Origin of the sequence: Pseudomonas sp. SbOxS1 (assembly GCF_013416725.1) — a bacterium.
In the GTDB taxonomy this organism is placed as follows: Bacteria; Pseudomonadota; Gammaproteobacteria; order Pseudomonadales; family Pseudomonadaceae; genus Aquipseudomonas.
Map to the genome: position 1 here is coordinate 72,227 of NZ_JAAVXC010000015.1, position 17,167 is coordinate 89,393.

The window sequence follows — 17,167 nt, forward strand, 5'->3', positions numbered from 1 at the left end:
AATTGGGAGAACTAGGGATGGCTCGACGCTGGTTGGTAGCGATGGTGTTTGCGGTGTTCGGTGCACTCGCCCAGGCGGAGGAAGCAACCACCGCGCCGTCGGTGATTCATCTGGCCAGCGAAGACTGGGAAGACTATACCGCTGCCGACGGCCACGGCCTGGGTTGGGACGTATTACGCAAAGTCTTCGAGCCGGCGGGGGTCAAGCTGGACATCCGCAGCGAACCCTATGTGCGCTCGATGGGCCTGGCCGAACGGGGTGAAGTCGACGCCTGTGTCGGCTCCTACCATGAAGAATCCAGCGATGTGCTGTATCCGCGCTGGAACTTCGATACCGATCATATCTATGCCCTGGGCCTGGCCAGCAGTCCGCAGCCGACCCCGCAAACCCTGGGTAATTACCGCCTGGCGTGGGTACGTGGCTACGACTATCAGGATTATCTGCCAAATATTCGCCGCTACAACGAAGTGTTAAGGCGGACCGGCATCGTTTCGATGCTGACGCAGAACCGCGCCGACTTCTACATCGACGCACTGACCGAAGTCGATTGGGTGCTCAGTCGGGCCAAGGATCCTTCCCAGTTCCGCCGCACGCATATCGCCGAATTACCGCTGTACCTGTGCTTTGCCAAGACCCCGGCGGCCCGCAGCCTGATGGCGTTGTTCGACCAGCGCATGGCGCAATTGGTGAAAAGCGGTGAGCTCAGGCCGATCTTCGAACGCTGGAAGCAACCCTACCCATTCGATGAGAATGAGCAGCTGAGCGGCCAGTAATCAAACTTTTTGATAGTTATGGCCGATAATTCAGCCTAAGCGTCGGTTGGAACCTGCTGTTACAATGCCGGCCTGCGAATCTTCAGACTTTTAGATCAGGAGCACACCGGTGCCTGTCGTTTTTGTCGCCGCTTCCAAGCTGCCAACGCCTTTTGCGCAATTCATCATGCACGGCTTTCTCGATGAGGCCACCGGTCGCGAGCACGTCGTGCTGAGCCTGGGTGAGATCGCCGACGGTGCCCCGGTACTCGGTCGGTTGCACTCCGAATGCCTGACGGGCGATGCCTTGTTCAGCCAGCGTTGCGACTGCGGCTCGCAACTTGAGGCCGCGCTGCAGGCCATCGCCCGTGAAGGTCGGGGCGTATTGCTGTATTTGCGTCAGGAAGGCCGTGGCATTGGCCTGCTGAACAAGATCCGCGCCTACGAGCTTCAGGACGGCGGTGCCGACACCGTTGAAGCCAACGAGCGCCTGGGCTTTGCCGCCGACCAGCGTGATTACGCCATGTGCCTGCCAATGCTGGAGCACCTGGGGGTGAAATCCCTGCGCCTGATGACCAACAACCCACGCAAGGTCAAAGCCTTGACCGACATGGGCATCGCGGTTGCCGAGCGCGTGCCGCTGCACACAGGCCACAACCCGCACAACAAGCTCTACCTGGCGACCAAGGCCAGCAAACTCGACCACATGATGGGCAACGAACATCAGGGCGAGGTAGGCCGGGCGTGACCCGCGGTCAGGTACGGCGGCGACTGTCCGTCAACTGGTGGCAATACCTGGCGTTGGCCTTGTTGCCGCTGTTCGTGATCAACGCCGTGTTCGGCCAGGGTGAAGCCATCCTGCCGGTGCTGGCGATGCCGTTGTTCATCGCCGGTGTTGCCTCGATGTTTGTCAGCCTGAAATTTTTTGGCGGCTACAAACATGCGCTGATCGCCACCCAGAAAGCCCTCGATACCCCTGAAGAACCTGGCGCATGGATCCACCTGGCGGCCAAGCGGCGCACGGCGTTCCTCGCGGCTGGCCTGCCGGCCTGGATCGGTGCACTGGCGGTGTTCGTCGGCCTCGAAGCGGTGCCGCTGATGCTGCTGGCGCTGTCGACCGCGGTGCTGTTCTACCTCTACCGTATTCCGCGTCAGCTCGGTTGATGCGTCTTGCCTGGCTGGCGCTGTTGCTGCTGGCCACCAGCGGCTCGATCGGGGCGGTGGAACGGGTTGTCAGCCTTGCCCCGTCCCTCACTGAAATGGTTGTTGAACTGGGTTCGGCCGACTTGCTGGTCGGCGTGCTAGACGCCGGTGAGCGTCCTGCCGAACTCAAGGACTTGCCCTCCGTGGGCCGCTACGGTCAGCTGGACATGGAGCGCTTGCTCAGCCTCCAGCCTGATTTGCTGCTGCTCTGGCCCGGCAGTGTCGGCCCGGCCCAGCGTGAGCAACTCAAGCGCTTGAACATCCCGACCTACGTCGCCGAACCCCACGATTTCCAACAACTCACCGCGCAGATCGAAGCGATCGCCTTGCAGCTTGGCCGGCCTGAGCGTGGGGTCGCCTTGGCTGGCGGTTTGCGCCAGCGGTTGGCTGAGCTGCGCAAGCGTTACCGGCGCGACCAGCCGTTGCGGGTGTTCTATCAGGTCTGGGATCGGCCGCTCTATACCGTGGGCGGTGGGCAGATCATCAGTGCTGCGCTTGACGTCTGTGGGGCGCAAAACGTGTTTGCCGATCTGGCGCTGCCGGCACCGCAAGTCAGCGTTGAAGCGGTGTTGCAGCGCAATCCCGAGGTGATCCTGGCCGGCGATCAGGCGCAGCTGAATGCGTGGAAGGCGTGGCCGCAGGTGGCGGCGGTGCGGCAGGGGCAGTTGCGATTGGTGGCTGACAAGGGCCTGGAGCGGCCGAGCGGGCAGATGGTCGAGGCGACGGCCAAGTTGTGCCAATTGATCGCGCCCGAGCGCTGAGACCGAGGTGCATTCATCGCGGGCAAGCCCGCTCCCACAGGAATCACTCTGACCCTGTGGGAGCGGGCTTGCCCGCGATGAGGCCGGCCCAAACACCGGAATTCTTGGTCAGATCTCCGGGGTCCAGGTCACCCCAAACATCCACGCCCGACCTTCCTCGCGATACCCGTACTGGCTGCCTTCATGGCTGTACAGCGCCCGGCTGTACCCCTTGTCCAGCAAGTTATCGACCTTCAGCTCCAGGCTGACCTCAGGGTTGAGCGCCCAACTGCTGCGCAATCCCAGCAACCCATAACCACCCAATGGCTGTTGATTCTTCAAGTCGTCATAGCTGCTGCTCACCGCTTGCCAGCTGGCGCCCAGGCCCAGGCGGTCGAACTGTCGATCCAGGTCCCAGCTCAACGTACGACGTGCACGACGAGCCAGGGTATGCCCCGTGTCGCGGTCCCGGGGGTCGATAATCGCCACGCCGAGGTTGCTCTGCCAGCCGAACAGTTGCTGTTTCAACGCCGCTTCAAAGCCGTTGATGCGTGCCGAGGCCACGTTTTCGGGCCGGTAGTTACTGCCGGGGATGATCGCGTCTTCGAGGTCCGTGCGGTACAGCGAGGCCTCCAGGCGACTGCTCTCGGTCAATTGGCTGCGCCATTGCAGTTCATAGCTCTTCGAGGTCTCGGGTTTCAAGTCCGGGTTGCTGAAGTCCGGGTAGTACAGGTCGTTGAAGGTCGGTGCACGGAAACCTTCGCTGTAGGTTAGCAGCACATCGTTGTCCGGGTTCAGCGGCAGGGTGAAGGTGCCGCTCCAGCTGTTCTGGCCGCCGAACTGCTGGTTCTGGTCGCGCCGCAGGCCCAGTTCGGTAGAGAAGCTATCAGCCTGGTAGCGATGCTGGATAAATGCCGCGCGGTTCCAGCGACTGTCCTCGTCGAACGGCGTGCTGCTGTTGACCCGGTCTTCGTACCAGTCGCCGCCGAGGATCAGGCTGTTGCGCTCGTTGAGCGTCAGGTCGTTCTGCCAGTTCACCGAGTTGCGGTAGGTGTTGAACACGCTGCGCTCATCGCTGAGCTTGTCGAACGTCTTCTCGCGGTTTTCGCTGTGGCCGAACTCGACGCGGGTTTTCCACAGGTCGTTGACCCGTGCGTCGACGTAGTTGCTGACACTGCTCACGTCGAATTCGTTGTAGGGCTGCTGCTGAAAGGGGCCGAACGGATTGTCGAATTCGCTTTTGCCACGGTTATCCAGCAGGTTGGCGCCGATCTCGACGTCGTCGGTGAGGGCGTGACTCAGGCTCAGGCTCAGGGACTTATTGCGGTACGCGTCGTGATCGCCGTCGCTGGGATACGACTCATGGGTGCGATCGATCCCGGCGGTTTCGTCCAGGCTGGCGCCAAGGTTGAAGCGGGTCTGCTCATCGCCGCCGGACACGCCGAGGCTGCGTTCCCAGGTCTGGTTACTGCCAAACCCCATATGCAACCTCGGTTGCAGGCCGGGCTCGCTGCCACGTCGGGTGAAGATCTGGATCACCCCGCCAATCGCATCGCTGCCGTAGATCACCGAACGGGAGCCGCGCAGCACTTCCACGCGCTCGACCTGGTCGATGTTGATGTGTTGCAGGTTGCTGTCGCCGGAGGACGAGTTGCCGATCCGTTGGCCGTCCACCAGCACCAGGCTCTGGGCCGATTGCGTGCCGCGAATGTAAATCCCCGGCAGGCTGCCACGCCCACCCAATTGTGCCACTTGCACCCCCGGTACACGGCGCAGCAGATCAGTGATGCTATTGGGTTGCAGTCGGTCGATGTCTTCGCGGGTGAAGACCGTGTTGGCGGCGCTGCTGTCGTTGCGCGCCTCGACCTGGCGGTTGGCGCTGATCAACACGTCGGGCAGCTTCAGGGCCTGGTCGCGTTCGAAAGTGTCGGCCAGCAGCGGGCCGGCTGGCAGCAGGGTCAGCGTCAGGGCCAGGCGAGTGAAGTTCATGGTCAATTCTTGTGTATCAAGGACGGTGCGGTCCTTGTAGGAGCTGGCTTGCCAGCGAAGCTTCTGGCGTCCATGAGGGCGCCTTCGCCGGCAAGCCGGCTCCTACAGGGGATGGTATTTAGATGGCGAGCAGTTGCAGGCGTTCGCGAATCGAAGCCTCGATCCCGGCTTCATCCAGGCCACACTCAGCCAGCATCTGCGCAGGCTTGGCGTGTTCGACGTAAATGTCCGGCAAGCCCAGGTGCAGCACCGACTTGAGGATGTTTTCGCGAGCGAGGAATTCGCTGACCGCACCGCCGGCACCGCCCATGATGGCGTTTTCTTCGACGGTCACCAGCAGGTCGTGGCTGGCGGCAATCTCGCGAACCAGTGCTTCATCCAGCGGTTTGACGAAACGCATGTCGACCACGGTCGCGTCCAGCGTCTCGGCAACCTTCAGCGCCTCGGCCAGTTGCACGCCGAACACCAGCAGGGCGACCTTGCTGCCCTGGCGGCGAACCACGCCCTTGCCGATTTCGATCGGCTCGAGGTCTTTCTCGATGGTCGCATTCGGGCCGTTGCCGCGCGGATAGCGCACGGCTGCCGGGCCTTCGTACAGATGGCCGGTGGTGAGCATCTTGCGCAGTTCGTTTTCGTCGCTCGGGGTCATCACCAGCATGCCCGGGATGCACCGCAGGAACGACAGGTCGAAGCTGCCCGCGTGGGTCGGACCGTCTTCGCCGACCAGGCCGGCACGATCGATAGCGAACAGCACGTCGAGGTTTTGCACCGCGACGTCATGCACCAACTGGTCGTAACCACGTTGCAGGAAGGTCGAATAGATCGCCACCACCGGCTTCGCGCCTTCGCAGGCCATACCGGCCGCCAGGGTCACGGCGTGTTGCTCGGCAATCGCCACGTCGAAGTAGCGCAGCGGGAAACGCTCGCTGAAGGCCACCAGGTCCGAGCCTTCCTTCATCGCCGGGGTGATCCCGACCAGGCGCGGGTCGGCAGCCGCCATGTCGCACAGCCATTCACCGAACACGCCGGAGTACTTCGGCCCGCTGGCCTTTTTCGGCGCAGCGGCCGGAGCGTCCAGGGGTTCGAGCTTGGTGATGGCGTGGTAACCGATCGGGTCGACTTCCGCCGGGGCGAAGCCTTTGCCTTTCTTGGTGACGATGTGCAGGAACTGCGGGCCCTTGAGATCGCGCATGTTGCGCAGGGTGGCGATCAGGGTTGGTAGGTCGTGGCCATCGATCGGGCCGATATAGTTCCAGCCCAGCTCTTCGAACAGGGTGCCGGGTACCAGCATGCCTTTTGCGTATTCTTCGGTACGACGGGCGATTTCCCAGGCGCCGGGCAGGCGCGACAGGACTTTCTTGCTGCCCTCGCGCATGCTCGCGTAGGTGCGGCTGGAAAGGATCTTCGCCAGGTAGTTCGACAAGCCGCCGACGTTGCGCGAGATCGACATGTCGTTGTCGTTGAGGATCACCAGCATGTTGGCGTCCACTTCCGGCGCATGGTTCAGCGCTTCGAACGCCATGCCGGCCGTCAGGGCGCCGTCGCCGATCACGGCAATCGCCTTGCGATCACTGTTTTGCAGGCGGGCGGCAATGGCCATGCCCAGGGCTGCGCTGATCGACGTGCTGGAATGGCCGACGCCAAAGGTGTCGTATTCGCTCTCGGAACGGCGCGGGAAGGCGGCAACGCCGTCCTTCTGGCGCAGGGTGCCCATGCGCTCGCGACGACCGGTGAGGATCTTGTGCGGATAAGCCTGATGACCCACGTCCCACACCAGCCGGTCGTCCGGGGTGTCGAAAACGTAATGCAACGCGATGGTCAGCTCGATGACGCCCAGACCTGCACCGAAATGCCCACCGGTCTGACCGACCGTGTAGAGCAATTCCAGGCGCAACTCATCGGCCAGGGTTTCCAGCTCGGCTTCGCCTAACCGGCGCAGGCCGTCCGGCGTGTTCGCGCGGTCGAGCAGGGGCGTGGTCGGGCGCTTGCGGGGAATCTCATGAAACGTCGTGGGCATCAGGCGAATCGTTATAGGTATAAAAGATGCGGCAGTTTACCTGATGCATCGGCCCCTGCCCACGCGTTGGTCTTTTTTGGCGCATACGCCGTCAGCTACGTCGCTCGACGATGTAGCGGGCCAGTTCACGCAATGGCTCGGCAGCCGCGTCAAACGGTCGCAGCGCATGCAGCGCCTGATCGCGCAGTTCCAGGGCGTAGGCCTTGGCGGCGTCGAGGCCGAGCAGGGCCGGGTAGGTTGGCTTGTCGCGGGCAATGTCGGCGCCCTGGCGTTTACCGAGGGTTTCGGTATCGCTTTCGACGTCGAGAATGTCGTCCTGGACCTGGAAGGCCAGGCCGATGGCCTGTGCATAAGTCTGGAGGGACTTGAGTTCGTCCTTCTCGGCGTGGCCACTGGCCAGGGCGCCAAGCTTGACGCTGACTTCGATCAGCGCGCCGGTCTTGTGCCGGTGCATGTATTCGAGGGCTTTCTGGTCGAGCTTCAGGCCGACGGAGCCAAGGTCGATGGCCTGGCCGCCAACCATGCCCGCCGGACCTGCCGCCAATGCCAGCGCACTGACCATTTGCAGGCGGATCTCTGCGTCGGCATTGCTCAGGCGTGGGTCGAGCAGGGCGCTGAACGCCAGGCTCTGCAAGCCATCGCCAGCGAGGATCGCGCAGGCTTCATCGAATTTCTTGTGGGTAGTCGGCTGGCCGCGACGCAGATCGTCGTCGTCCATGGCCGGCAAATCGTCGTGCACCAGCGAATAGGCGTGGATCAGCTCCACCGCACAGGCCGCGCCATTGGCTTGCTCGGCCTTACCGCCCAGCGCTTCGCAGGCGGCGTAGGCCAGCAGCGGGCGCACGCGTTTACCGCCGTTCATCACGCTATAGCGCATGGCTTCGTACAAGCGCGCCAGCTCAGGGCCAGGCGCGACAAACAGGGTTTCCATGGCGGCGTTGACGCGGGCCTGGCTGGTCGCCGAATACGCTGCAATCATTCTGGTTGATCCGCGTCGAAGGGTTCCTCGGCCAACTCGCCATCACGCTCGAGCAGCACCTGAACCTTTTGCTCGGCCTGGGCCAGCGCCGCCTGGCAATCGCGGGTCAGGCCGATGCCTTGCTCGAAAGCGGCCAGCGAGTCTTCCAGCGATAATTCGCCATTCTCCAGACGCTCTACCAGCGTTTGCAGGTCAGCGAGGGACTGTTCGAAATCCAGTGCAGCTTTTTTGCGGGCCATGGCGGCGATTTCCGGTTGACGTTAAACCGGCGCGACACTAGCAGATAGGGGGTTTATGGGCAAATGAGCGGGGTGCTCGGAACCATGGATTCGGGGTTCAGGTGAGCGCGTCATCGGGGTGTCTGATCCGATACCGGGTGCTGCGCCCGCCGCCGGGCAGGCGCTGCAGGCAGCCCTTTTCCAGCAGTTCAGCCAGATGGCGAGTCGCGGTGGCTTTGGATACTTTCGCCACAGTTTGATATTGCGCGGCGCTGATCCCGCCTTCGAATCCACGCTCCCCACCATCGAGCAAGCGATTGAGCACCTTGGTCTGCTCGGCCAACAGCCCGGATTGCCGGTGCGCCTGCCAGAAGCGGGCCTTGCCCAGCACCGACTCGATCCGCGTCATGGCCTGCTGCAAACTGCGCAACAAGGTCTGGAGAAACCACGCCAGCCATTCGGTGATGTCGAGGGTGGCTTTCTGGCTGTTTTCCAACACGCGGTAATAGCCAGACCGATCTTCCAGGATGCTCGCCGACATGGCGTAGAAACGAATCGCCTGAGCCTCGCCCTGAGCCAGTGCTAGGTCGGTAATGGTTCGAGTCAGTCGGCCATTGCCGTCATCAAAAGGGTGAAGCGTGACGAACCAGAAATGCGCGACCCCGGCCCGCAGTAACGGGTCGAGTCCCGTCTGATTCCGGCTGCTTTCAAACCAGTCGAGGAAACTGTCGACCTGGCGCTCGAGGCCATGGCGTGGTGGCGCTTCGAAGTGAACGGTCGGCCTGTCGAGGCGGCCGGACACCACTTGCATTGGATCATCTCCGCGCAATGTACCAACACGCATGCTCCGGGTGGCGAGGGCGGTATCCTGATCAGGAAACAACCACGCATGCCAATCCAGCAATCGTTCCAGTGTGAGTGGTTCCTCGAAGTGCTGTGTAGCATCGAGCATCAATTGCGCCAGGCCTTCGCTGCGTTGGCTGACATGATTGCCATCAAGCTGCTCCAGCCCTAGGCGCCGCGCCAATGAAGAGCGCACCGAGCCAACATTCAGCTGCTCACCTTCAATCGCGGACGAGGTGACGATATTTTGCAGCAACGCATCCAGTTCGCTCTGCGCACTGAGCGAGGCGCCCACGGAACTGGCCATGCCCATCAATCGACCTTGTGCCTGGACGCACTCGCGCAGCAACGGCGCCAAATGCTCGGCATTCCAGGAAAAATTCGGCCAATCGGGCTGTTGCCAGATCCAGAAAGGTGCCATGAACTCGCTACTCTTGGGGGGTGTGAGCCGATTAGAGAGGCTAATCGGCTCATGTTATGAGCCGAATATGATCGTTATTCGGCTCATCGTCCAGCCATGTGCGTGATTCCCACCGCATTTTCAGACAGATCTGATTGTTAGGCGCTGACTGAGCGTCTAACCTTCGCGCCATCTACGACCCGAACGTCATGGGTCTTTCAGACGAAACGCAGTATCCCCATCTGTAACGCGCCGAGGATCAGGCGCAAGGTTTCGTCATGCATGGCAGGAGGCGTCACATGCGCTCATTTCTTTTGCTGCTGATCGGGTGGGTCTGTGCGCCCGCCCTGGCCGCGCCGAGTGCCGAGTTGTCGGACCCGGTGGGCGGCTGGCGTTTCAACGGTTTGTTGGACCGCACGGAAAACCCGCAAGTCGCCTATCCCACGCCGCCCATCGACCGCGGTGTGCAGCGCAATCGCACGATGATCCAGGGCCAGCTCAAGGCCATCGGCACGCAACGTGGACCCCACACGTTGGCGGTCAACGGAAATCCTCTGAACCTGTACACCGACGACCAGGGTCGTTTCGCCCGGCCGTATGCGTTCGGCGCTGGTTCCAACAGCGTGGAAGTGCGCAGTGCCGAGGGCCAGTCGCTCAAGCGTGTGCAGTTCTATGAAGCCAACAACCTGCGCACCCCGGCGCGGATTCGCGTGGTGCTGGGCTGGGATGATCCGAAAGCCGAACTCGACCTGCACATCGTGACCCCCGACGGCCAGCACGCGTTCTGGGCACGGCCGGCGATGAGCAATGGCGGTGGCCTGGACCCGGACGGCGTCGATGGCCCCGGTCCGGAAATGTTCACCATGACCGCGCCGCTGCATGGCACCTATCTGGTTTACGTCAACTATTGGGGCAACTTCGGTAGCGGCGGCTATAACTTCGATGAGACCAGCAACCAGAACGAGGTCATCACCTCGCAGATCAACCTGGTGCTGAACGAAAACACCGTCGACGAAAAACGCGAAACCTTCATCGTGCCCCTGCGCGCAATCGGTGACCTGCTGCTGGTCAAGACTTTCAACTATTAAGCATCCCGCTCCACGGATGACTTCGGGTTTTGTGAAATGAGCGATAACACTGTTTCCCCAGCCGCCGACACACCGAGCGCCAAGCCGTCCCGCCGTTGGCCGGCCATTGTCGCGGGCTTGTGTCTGGTCGTGGGCGTGGCCGCCGGCTTGGGCTGGCTGATGCAGAAAAGCAAAGCCCCGGCACCACAACTGGCGGCGGAAAAACTCGGCATGAGTCGCCCCGATGGCTTGCTCGAAACCCACTCCCTGAGCCAGTTGCCCAAGGACCTGCTGGCGGTGCCGTTCCTCAAGGAAACCCTGACCGAAGATTTCGTCTTCTATTACGAAACCCACGCCGATCGCCTCGGACTGATCGGCAGCCTGCGGCGGATCATCTACGAGCACGACCTGAAGTTGCAGGACACGCTGATCGAGCAACTGTTCGATCAACCGGCGGATGTTGCGTTATGGCGCGGGGCGGATGGCCGGCTCAAGGATTTCCTGCTGGTGATGGATCGCGGTGGCTTGGCCAAGGTGCTGGAGCCGCTGGCCAAGGTGGCGCTGGATGATTCGCAGTTGAGCAAGCTCGCAGACGTCAAAGTCGGCAACGACGACGTGGCGCTTTATCAACTCACCTACAACGCCAGCAAGGCGCTGCTGTTTGCCTCCCATGGCGACAAACTGGTGGTGTTGTCCAATCCGGTCAAACTCTACGATCCGCAAAGCGGGGCGACGCAGGAATCGGGCAGCGTCTCGACCCAAGCCATCGCCGCGCTGCTCAACGGTGACAAACTGTTCCCCGAAGCCTTTGGCCTGCAACCACGCGCGCCAGAGGTGAAACAGCGGCTATCGGTCAATGCCAGCGTGCTGGCGATGGGGTACCAGCGCTTCATCCCGAATTTCGCCGGGCTGCGCTTCGACATGGATGACAAGGGCTGGCACAGCTTCCTGGCCATGGATGAACTGGACGACCAACCGGACTTCGATTTCAAACCGATCTGGCAAGCCATGCCCATGGGCGCCAGCGCTTGCGTGGCTCTGCCGCTGGCCGCCGAACAACAGAAACCGTTGCTGCTCAAGCTCGGTGCTGATGATACTGCGGCCCAGGCGTTGACCGAGCACATGGCCGGCGCGGCGGGCCTGTGCTGGTACGCCGATTCGCGGCTGTACACGCCATTGCTGGTGGCCAGCCTCAAGGATGAAGACAGCGCGAGCCTCGATGGCGAACTGGGCAAGCTGTTCGGCTCGATGGTCGGCGCTTATGAAAGCAAGGTCGATGAGCACGCGTTCCCGGTGGTCGAGAAGCAGCTTGGCAACAACCGCCAGTGGCAGCGTCAGGTCAGCTCCAGTTTCGGTCCCTATGCGGCCAAGGATGCCGAGAATCCCGATGCGATCACCGGCAAGGCATTCATGAACGTCAGCCTGGCGCGGCACGGTTCGACGCTGCTGTTTTCCCTCGATGACAAGCTGCTGGACAAGGCCCTTGGCACCCTCGACAAACGCTTCCCGCCGATGGCCGACGTGGTGCCCAAGGATCTGCTGATGCCGGTGTACTTCGGCCCGGACGCCATGGCGCAACTGATGCAGCGCGAAACCCTCGACAGCCTGCCACAAGACATGGAACCGGTGTTCTACAACGCGGCGCAAACCTACCTGATCCCCAAACTGCACAAGCTCGGCGGATACGGCAAGTACGCCCTGACCCTGCCCGAGGGCAGCGAGCCCGATGGCCACTGGCAATGGTTGCCGCTGCAATGGAAAGCCCTGTGAACGTATTGATCCGCAGCCTCGGCGTGCTCGTTTTGCTGTTGAGCGCGGGCGCCCGGGCGATCGAAACGCCGGCGCTCGATCCGCAGCAATCCCAGGTGTTCCGGGCCTGGTTCGTGCGCATCGCCCAGGAGCAACTGAGCCGGGGCCCAAGCCCGCGCTGGTATCAGCAGGACTGCGCGGGGCTGGTGCGTTTTGCCGCCAACGAAGCGCTGAAAGTCCATGACGACAAATGGCTGCGCAGCAATGGCCTGTCCAACCGCTACCTGCCGCCGGAGCTGCAATTGAGTGCGGCCCAGCGCGGCCTGGCCCAGCAGTGGCAACAGGGTGGCGGCAAGGTCGGACCCTACGTCAACGCAATCAAGCTGATCCAGTTCAACAGCCGGCTGGTTGGCCGCGATGTCGCACAGGCGCGCCCCGGCGACCTGATGTTTTTCGACCAAGGCGACGACCAGCACCTGATGATCTGGATGGGCCGCTACATCGCCTATCACACCGGCACCACGACTCCCACCGACAACGGCATGCGTTCGGCAAGCCTGCAACAACTCATGACATGGAAGGACACCCGATGGATACCCGATGCAGCCAACCCCAACTTCATCGGCGTCTATCGACTGAATTTTCTCTCCCAATGATGGGTGCCCGCATGCTGCGTCTTCTGCCTCTGCTGTTGGTTTTGCTGCTGCCATTTTCGACGGTCAACGCCGACGACACCGTGGAGCCCAGCGGCTACACGCCGGTGGCCGGTGAAAGTTTTTTCCTGCTGGCCGACAGCAGTTTCGCCAGCGACGAACAGGCGATGGTTCGCCTTGAAGCGCCGGGTCGCGACTACCGTCGCCTGCGCATGGAACCCTACGGCGGCGCCGACATTCGCGTGTATCGCATCGACAAGCCGCTGGACTTCCTCAAGCGCCAGAAGAACCTGCACCGGGTCGTCAGTGACGGCCAGTTCAAGGGCGAAGGCCTGTCGAATACGCTCGCCTACCTGTGGGACAACTGGTACCGAAAATCCCGTCGGGTCATGCAGCGGGCGTTTTCCTACGAGTCGCGTAAACAAGTCACCGAGGAAGTACCGGAACTGAAGATGGGTAGCGCCATGGCCGCGCCAACGCCCTACGACGCACAGCCACAATTCGCACTGATTCCGGGCCTGCCGGTGGTCAGTCAGTTTCGTTATCCGCTGTGGCAAGCCAAACCCATCCAGCCGCCTGAAGGCGTGAACCTCGCCGGGTCTTCCAGTGAGTTCGTCAGTGTTGCGCCGGGCAACGTCTACATCCCGTTGGGCAACTTGAAACCGGGGCTGTACCTGGTGGAAGCGCTGATCGGCAAGTACCGCGCAACCACCATGGTCTTTGTCTCCAACACCGTGGCGGTGAGCAAGATTGCCGGGGATGAATTGCTGGTGTGGACCGCGCGCAAACACGAGGGCAGTTCGGTGCCCAAGGTCAACGTGCTGTGGACCGATGGCCTGGGTGTGATGAGCAGCGGCGCGACCGATGCCGATGGTTTGTTGCGCCTGAAACACGTCAGTCCCGAGCGCTCGTTCGTGATTGGCGAGGACGAAGAGGGCGGCGTTTTCGTCTCGGAAAACTTCTACTACGACAGCGAAATCTACGACACCAAACTCTTTGCCTTCACTGATCGCCCGCTCTACCGGCCGGGGGATTGGGTGTCGCTGAAAATCGTCGGGCGCGAGTTCAAGAATGCCCGGGATTCAGTGCAGCCCGTCGCGGCCGACGTTAACGTGACCGTGCTGGATGCGACCGGTACGGCGCTGCAAACCCTCGATTTGAAGCTCGATTCCAAGGCCGGCACCCAAGGCCGTTTCCAGTTGCCCGACAATGCGGTGGCCGGTGGCTACGAGTTGCGTTTCAACTACAAGGACCAGGCCTACAGCAGCGCCTTTCGCGTGGCTGAATACATCAAGCCGCACTTCGAGATTTCCCTGAACCTGGCCAAGCAGGATTACCGCACTGGCGAGCCGGTCAAGGGCAACCTGGTGCTGCTCTATCCGGACGGCAAACCGGTGGCCAACGCCAGGCTGACCTTGAGCCTGCGCGCCCAGCAACTGTCGATGGTCGACAACGAGCTGCAATACCTCGGGCAATTCCCGGTGGAGCTGACCAGCACCGAACTGACCACCGACGCCAAGGGCAATGCCGTCCTCGATTTGCCGGCCGCCGAGAAACCGAGCCGCTACATGCTCACCGTGTTCGCCAGCGATGGCGCGGCGTTTCGGGTCAAGACCACGAAGGAAATCCTCATCGACCGCGGTGCGGCGAATTTTCGCTTGAGTGCTCCGCAGCGCTTCAGTGCGGTGGGCGACAAAGTTGTGTTCAGCTACGTCAATGAAAGCGAGCAGGCTGAGGCGGTCACGCCCAGCAGTTATGGCTGGGTTCGCCTGGAAGACCAGAGCACTGGCGAAAGCAGGCTCGCGGCAACCGACAAGGGCTTCACCCTGGCTTTCGAGCGCCCGGGCACCTACAACCTGACGCTCAAGGATGCCCATGGCCGAACGCTCGGCGCCACGGGGCATTCCGTCACCGGCGAGGGCGTCAAGGCGGTACCCGGAACCGTGGAAATCGTCCTCGACAAACCCGAGTACAAGGCCGGCGATGAAGCACTGGCGCTGATCACCTTCCCTGAGCCGATCAGCGATGCGCTGCTGTCGCTGGAGCGCGACAAGGTCGAGGCCACGGCGCTGCTGTCCAAGGGCGGCGACTGGCTGAAGCTGGAAAAACTCAGCGACACCCAATACCGCGCACGCATTGCGGTGCAGGACAGCTTCGCGCCGAACCTGACGTTCTCGGTGCTGTACACCAAGGGTGGTCAGTACAGTTTCCAGAACGCCGGCATCAAGGTGATCACGCCGCAGATAGACGTGGCCATCGCCACTGACAAAGAGACCTACCGACCCGGCGACACCGTGTCGGTGGACCTGACCACGCAGTTCGCCGGCAAGCCGATCCCGGCGCATCTGACGGTCAGTGTGGTCGACGAAATGGTCTACGCCTTGCAACCGGAAATCGCGCCGACCATCGACCAGTTCTTCTACCATCCGCGACGTAACAACGTGCGCACCAGCGCCAGTCTTTCGTTCATCAGCTACGACGTCGCGTTGCCCGGCAGCCCTGGCGCGCCCGGCAAAGCCAACCGCAGCGAGCGCGGTGTGAAAGTGCTGGAGCGTCCCCGTCGCGAAGACGTCGACACCGCCGCCTGGCAACCGGAGCTTGTGACCGACGCCAACGGCAAGACCCGTTTCACCTTCAGGATGCCGGACTCACTGACCCGCTGGCGCATCACCGCCCGGGCCATCGCCGATGACGGCCAGGTCGGACAGAAGAAGCAGTTCGTGCGCTCGGAGAAACCGCTGTACCTGAAGTGGAGCGGGCCGACCCGTTTCCGCGATGGCGACAAACCGGATCTCGGTGTGTTTGCTTTCAGCCAGGCGCAAAACCAGGTCAAGGCTGAGCTGGTCATTCATTACGCGGGCAGCGAACAGCGGGTTCCCGTCACGCTCGACAGCGGCATCAACTACATACCGTTGCCCGCGTTCGGGTTGGTCAATGGCGACTGGAGCGCGGAACTCACGCAGGACGGCAAAACCGTCGATGCTTTGGCCGTGCACCTCAATGCAACCGGCGAAGGTTGGCAAGTCACGCAAAGCCAGCGCCTGGACGTGACCAGCGCAGACACGCCGTTGAGCCTGCCGGCGGATGCATCGGATATTCGTCTGCGCCTGGATGACAGCCCGCAAGCGCTGTTCCGTTCTGCCCTCGATGATCTGCTGGGCTACCCGTACGGCGGCGTCGAGCAAACCGCCAGTCAATTGCTGCCGCTGAGCATCGCCTATCCAGCCTTGTCGTCGAACCCGCAGGTTCGCGATCGCCTGCGCCTGATCATGCAGAACAGCCGCCTGCGCCTGGTGCAAATGGCCGGCCCTTCGGCGAGCTTCACCTGGTGGGGCATGGACGGCGAACCGGACGCGTTTCTCACCGCCTACGCGTACTACGCCGACTGGCACGCCAGCCGGGTGCTGCAACTGAACCTACCGCCGGAGCACTGGCAGCGGGTGCTGGAGGTGTACGCGAAACAGGCGAAGAACACGCCGCTGTTGCAACGGGCGCTGATTCTGTCGTTCGCCAGGCAGATGCAATTGCCGGTTGACACTTTGCTCAGCGGATTGATGGAAGACCTGATGCGCGCCGGTGAGGGCAGTGCCGCAAACGTCATGGATGTGGCTGGCGATAGCCTGGTCATGACTGATCCGGACTCGGCGCTGGGCCTGGCCGCTGCGCGGGCATTGAGTGCTTCACTGGCCGGGCAATCGAAGGTCGCTCTGCCGGCCGCATTCAAACGGCAATTGGCTGACGCACAGCAGCGACTGGCCACCAGCTCCGAGCCCTTTGCCGAAGCGCTGAATGCATCGCTGCAGCCGTTCGATCAGGCGCATGCGCAAGCGTTGTTGCTGCGTTTGCTGCCACAGCAATCCACGCTGGAACGTGCATTGGCACTGACCTGGTTGCAACGCAGCATTGAACAGGCCGCACCGGCTGTAGCCCTGAAACCGGGCGATGGCTGGAAGCAGGAGCTGGGCGCGACGGGTGAAGTCTATTGGACATGGCAAGGCGCGCAGGTCCCCGGCGTGTTGTCGCTGAGCGGTGCGCAGGAGCGTCCGCTGAGCGCCGCGTTGAGTTTCCAGAGCAAACAGCCAGCGGTCGATCCGCTGCCTGTGACCATAACCCGTCGCCTGTCGCGTCTGGTGCCGGGCGATGAAGCCTTCACCTTCAAACTGCAGCCGGTCGGCAGTGCTCCCTTGTCCAGCGACAACCTGTATCTCGACGAAGTGATCCTGACCAGCAAAGCCGCCAGGCCCTTGCGTTATGGCCTGCTCGAAGTGCCGCTGCCACCGGGCGCGGATGTCGAACGCACGACCTGGGGCATCAAGCTCATGGGCAAGGCCGGGACCGAACCGACAGCGCTGGAGAAGGCCCGTTTCGAACCGGGACAAATGGCCTATGCAGTGCCGGTGGATGCCTTGAGCGGTGAACTGCGCTTGCGTCATCTGGTGCGTTTTTCGCAGAAAGGCCAGTTCAGCCTGCCGCCAGCGCGCTTCACCCAAGTGTACGCGCCACAGCATCAAGCCCAGGAGCAGAAACCGGCGCTCGGTCAGGTGACGGTTCACTGAT

13 protein-coding genes are annotated in these 17,167 nt (G+C 62.3%); 8 read left to right on the forward strand and 5 right to left on the reverse strand.

Annotation, left to right across the window (positions count from 1 at the left end):
- Positions 1-17: 17 nt before the first annotated feature.
- From HFK74_RS16830 to HFK74_RS16845, 4 genes are all read left to right on the forward strand, one after another.
- On the forward strand, positions 18-773 hold the full coding sequence (locus HFK74_RS16830) for an ABC transporter substrate-binding protein (RefSeq protein ID WP_180204441.1): 756 nt from the start codon (positions 18-20) through the stop codon (positions 771-773).
- A 109-nt stretch (positions 774-882) separates the two neighbouring features.
- The gene (gene ribA / locus HFK74_RS16835) at positions 883-1,500 is read left to right on the forward strand and encodes a GTP cyclohydrolase II (RefSeq protein WP_180204442.1); all 618 of its coding nucleotides are present in this window, start codon (positions 883-885) and stop codon (positions 1,498-1,500) included.
- Positions 1,497-1,916 (forward strand): hypothetical protein, encoded by a 420-nt coding sequence (locus HFK74_RS16840; RefSeq protein ID WP_008059514.1) that lies wholly within the window; start codon positions 1,497-1,499, stop codon positions 1,914-1,916. The genes ribA and HFK74_RS16840 overlap by 4 nt, the downstream gene beginning before the upstream one ends.
- Entirely contained in the window at positions 1,916-2,716 is an 801-nt protein-coding gene (locus HFK74_RS16845; protein ID WP_180204443.1) for a cobalamin-binding protein, read from the forward strand. The genes HFK74_RS16840 and HFK74_RS16845 overlap by 1 nt, the downstream gene beginning before the upstream one ends.
- A gap of 108 nt (positions 2,717-2,824) precedes the next feature.
- On the opposite strand, the gene HFK74_RS16850 is transcribed toward HFK74_RS16845, so the two are convergent.
- The 5 genes from HFK74_RS16850 to HFK74_RS16870 all read right to left on the reverse strand — a co-directional run bounded on the left by HFK74_RS16850 (position 2,825) and on the right by HFK74_RS16870 (position 9,162).
- The gene (locus tag HFK74_RS16850) at positions 2,825-4,684 is read right to left on the reverse strand and encodes a TonB-dependent receptor (RefSeq protein ID WP_180204444.1); all 1,860 of its coding nucleotides are present in this window, start codon (positions 4,682-4,684) and stop codon (positions 2,825-2,827) included.
- A 118-nt stretch (positions 4,685-4,802) separates the two neighbouring features.
- On the reverse strand, positions 4,803-6,701 hold the full coding sequence (dxs, locus tag HFK74_RS16855) for a 1-deoxy-D-xylulose-5-phosphate synthase (protein WP_180204445.1): 1,899 nt from the start codon (positions 6,699-6,701) through the stop codon (positions 4,803-4,805).
- A gap of 91 nt (positions 6,702-6,792) precedes the next feature.
- A complete protein-coding gene (gene ispA, locus HFK74_RS16860) occupies positions 6,793-7,680 on the reverse strand; it encodes a (2E,6E)-farnesyl diphosphate synthase (protein ID WP_180204446.1) in 888 nt (295 codons plus the stop codon).
- On the reverse strand, positions 7,677-7,919 hold the full coding sequence (locus HFK74_RS16865; RefSeq protein WP_007970180.1) for an exodeoxyribonuclease VII small subunit: 243 nt from the start codon (positions 7,917-7,919) through the stop codon (positions 7,677-7,679). Before HFK74_RS16865 ends, ispA begins: the two co-directional genes overlap by 4 nt.
- A gap of 97 nt (positions 7,920-8,016) precedes the next feature.
- Positions 8,017-9,162 carry a Fic family protein gene (locus tag HFK74_RS16870; protein ID WP_180204447.1) on the reverse strand — a complete coding sequence of 382 codons (1,146 nt, stop codon included), beginning with the start codon at positions 9,160-9,162 and terminating at the stop codon, positions 8,017-8,019.
- A 278-nt stretch (positions 9,163-9,440) separates the two neighbouring features.
- Here HFK74_RS16870 and HFK74_RS16875 point away from each other — a divergent pair, with 278 nt between their 5' ends.
- From HFK74_RS16875 to HFK74_RS16890, 4 genes are read left to right on the forward strand one after another with little or no spacing between them, the layout of a single operon-like run.
- Positions 9,441-10,229: a YfaP family protein gene (locus tag HFK74_RS16875; RefSeq protein ID WP_180204448.1), complete on the forward strand. Its 789-nt coding sequence runs from the start codon at positions 9,441-9,443 to the stop codon at positions 10,227-10,229.
- Positions 10,230-10,265: 36 nt separating this feature from the next.
- Positions 10,266-11,978: a DUF2138 domain-containing protein gene (locus tag HFK74_RS16880; protein WP_180204449.1), complete on the forward strand. Its 1,713-nt coding sequence runs from the start codon at positions 10,266-10,268 to the stop codon at positions 11,976-11,978.
- A complete protein-coding gene (locus HFK74_RS16885; RefSeq protein ID WP_180204450.1) occupies positions 11,963-12,613 on the forward strand; it encodes a DUF1175 domain-containing protein in 651 nt (216 codons plus the stop codon). The genes HFK74_RS16880 and HFK74_RS16885 overlap by 16 nt, the downstream gene beginning before the upstream one ends.
- The gene (locus HFK74_RS16890; RefSeq protein ID WP_180204451.1) at positions 12,610-17,166 is read left to right on the forward strand and encodes an alpha-2-macroglobulin; all 4,557 of its coding nucleotides are present in this window, start codon (positions 12,610-12,612) and stop codon (positions 17,164-17,166) included. The genes HFK74_RS16885 and HFK74_RS16890 overlap by 4 nt, the downstream gene beginning before the upstream one ends.
- The last annotated feature ends 1 nt before the right edge of the window (position 17,167 follow it).

Excerpts from the sequence above, each read along its gene's own strand:
- HFK74_RS16830 (WP_180204441.1), top strand. The coding sequence starts at position 18 with ATGGCTCGACGCTGGTTGGTAGCGATGGTGTTTGCGGTGTTCGGTGCA.
- HFK74_RS16845 (WP_180204443.1), top strand. The coding sequence starts at position 1,916 with ATGCGTCTTGCCTGGCTGGCGCTGTTGCTGCTGGCCACCAGCGGCTCG.
- HFK74_RS16850 (WP_180204444.1), bottom strand. The coding sequence starts at position 4,684 with ATGAACTTCACTCGCCTGGCCCTGACGCTGACCCTGCTGCCAGCCGGC.
- dxs (WP_180204445.1), bottom strand. The coding sequence starts at position 6,701 with ATGCCCACGACGTTTCATGAGATTCCCCGCAAGCGCCCGACCACGCCC.
- ispA (WP_180204446.1), bottom strand. The coding sequence starts at position 7,680 with ATGATTGCAGCGTATTCGGCGACCAGCCAGGCCCGCGTCAACGCCGCC.
- HFK74_RS16865 (WP_007970180.1), bottom strand. The coding sequence starts at position 7,919 with ATGGCCCGCAAAAAAGCTGCACTGGATTTCGAACAGTCCCTCGCTGAC.
- HFK74_RS16870 (WP_180204447.1), bottom strand. The coding sequence starts at position 9,162 with ATGGCACCTTTCTGGATCTGGCAACAGCCCGATTGGCCGAATTTTTCC.
- HFK74_RS16875 (WP_180204448.1), top strand. The coding sequence starts at position 9,441 with ATGCGCTCATTTCTTTTGCTGCTGATCGGGTGGGTCTGTGCGCCCGCC.
- HFK74_RS16880 (WP_180204449.1), top strand. The coding sequence starts at position 10,266 with ATGAGCGATAACACTGTTTCCCCAGCCGCCGACACACCGAGCGCCAAG.
- HFK74_RS16885 (WP_180204450.1), top strand. The coding sequence starts at position 11,963 with ATGGAAAGCCCTGTGAACGTATTGATCCGCAGCCTCGGCGTGCTCGTT.
- HFK74_RS16890 (WP_180204451.1), top strand. The coding sequence starts at position 12,610 with ATGATGGGTGCCCGCATGCTGCGTCTTCTGCCTCTGCTGTTGGTTTTG.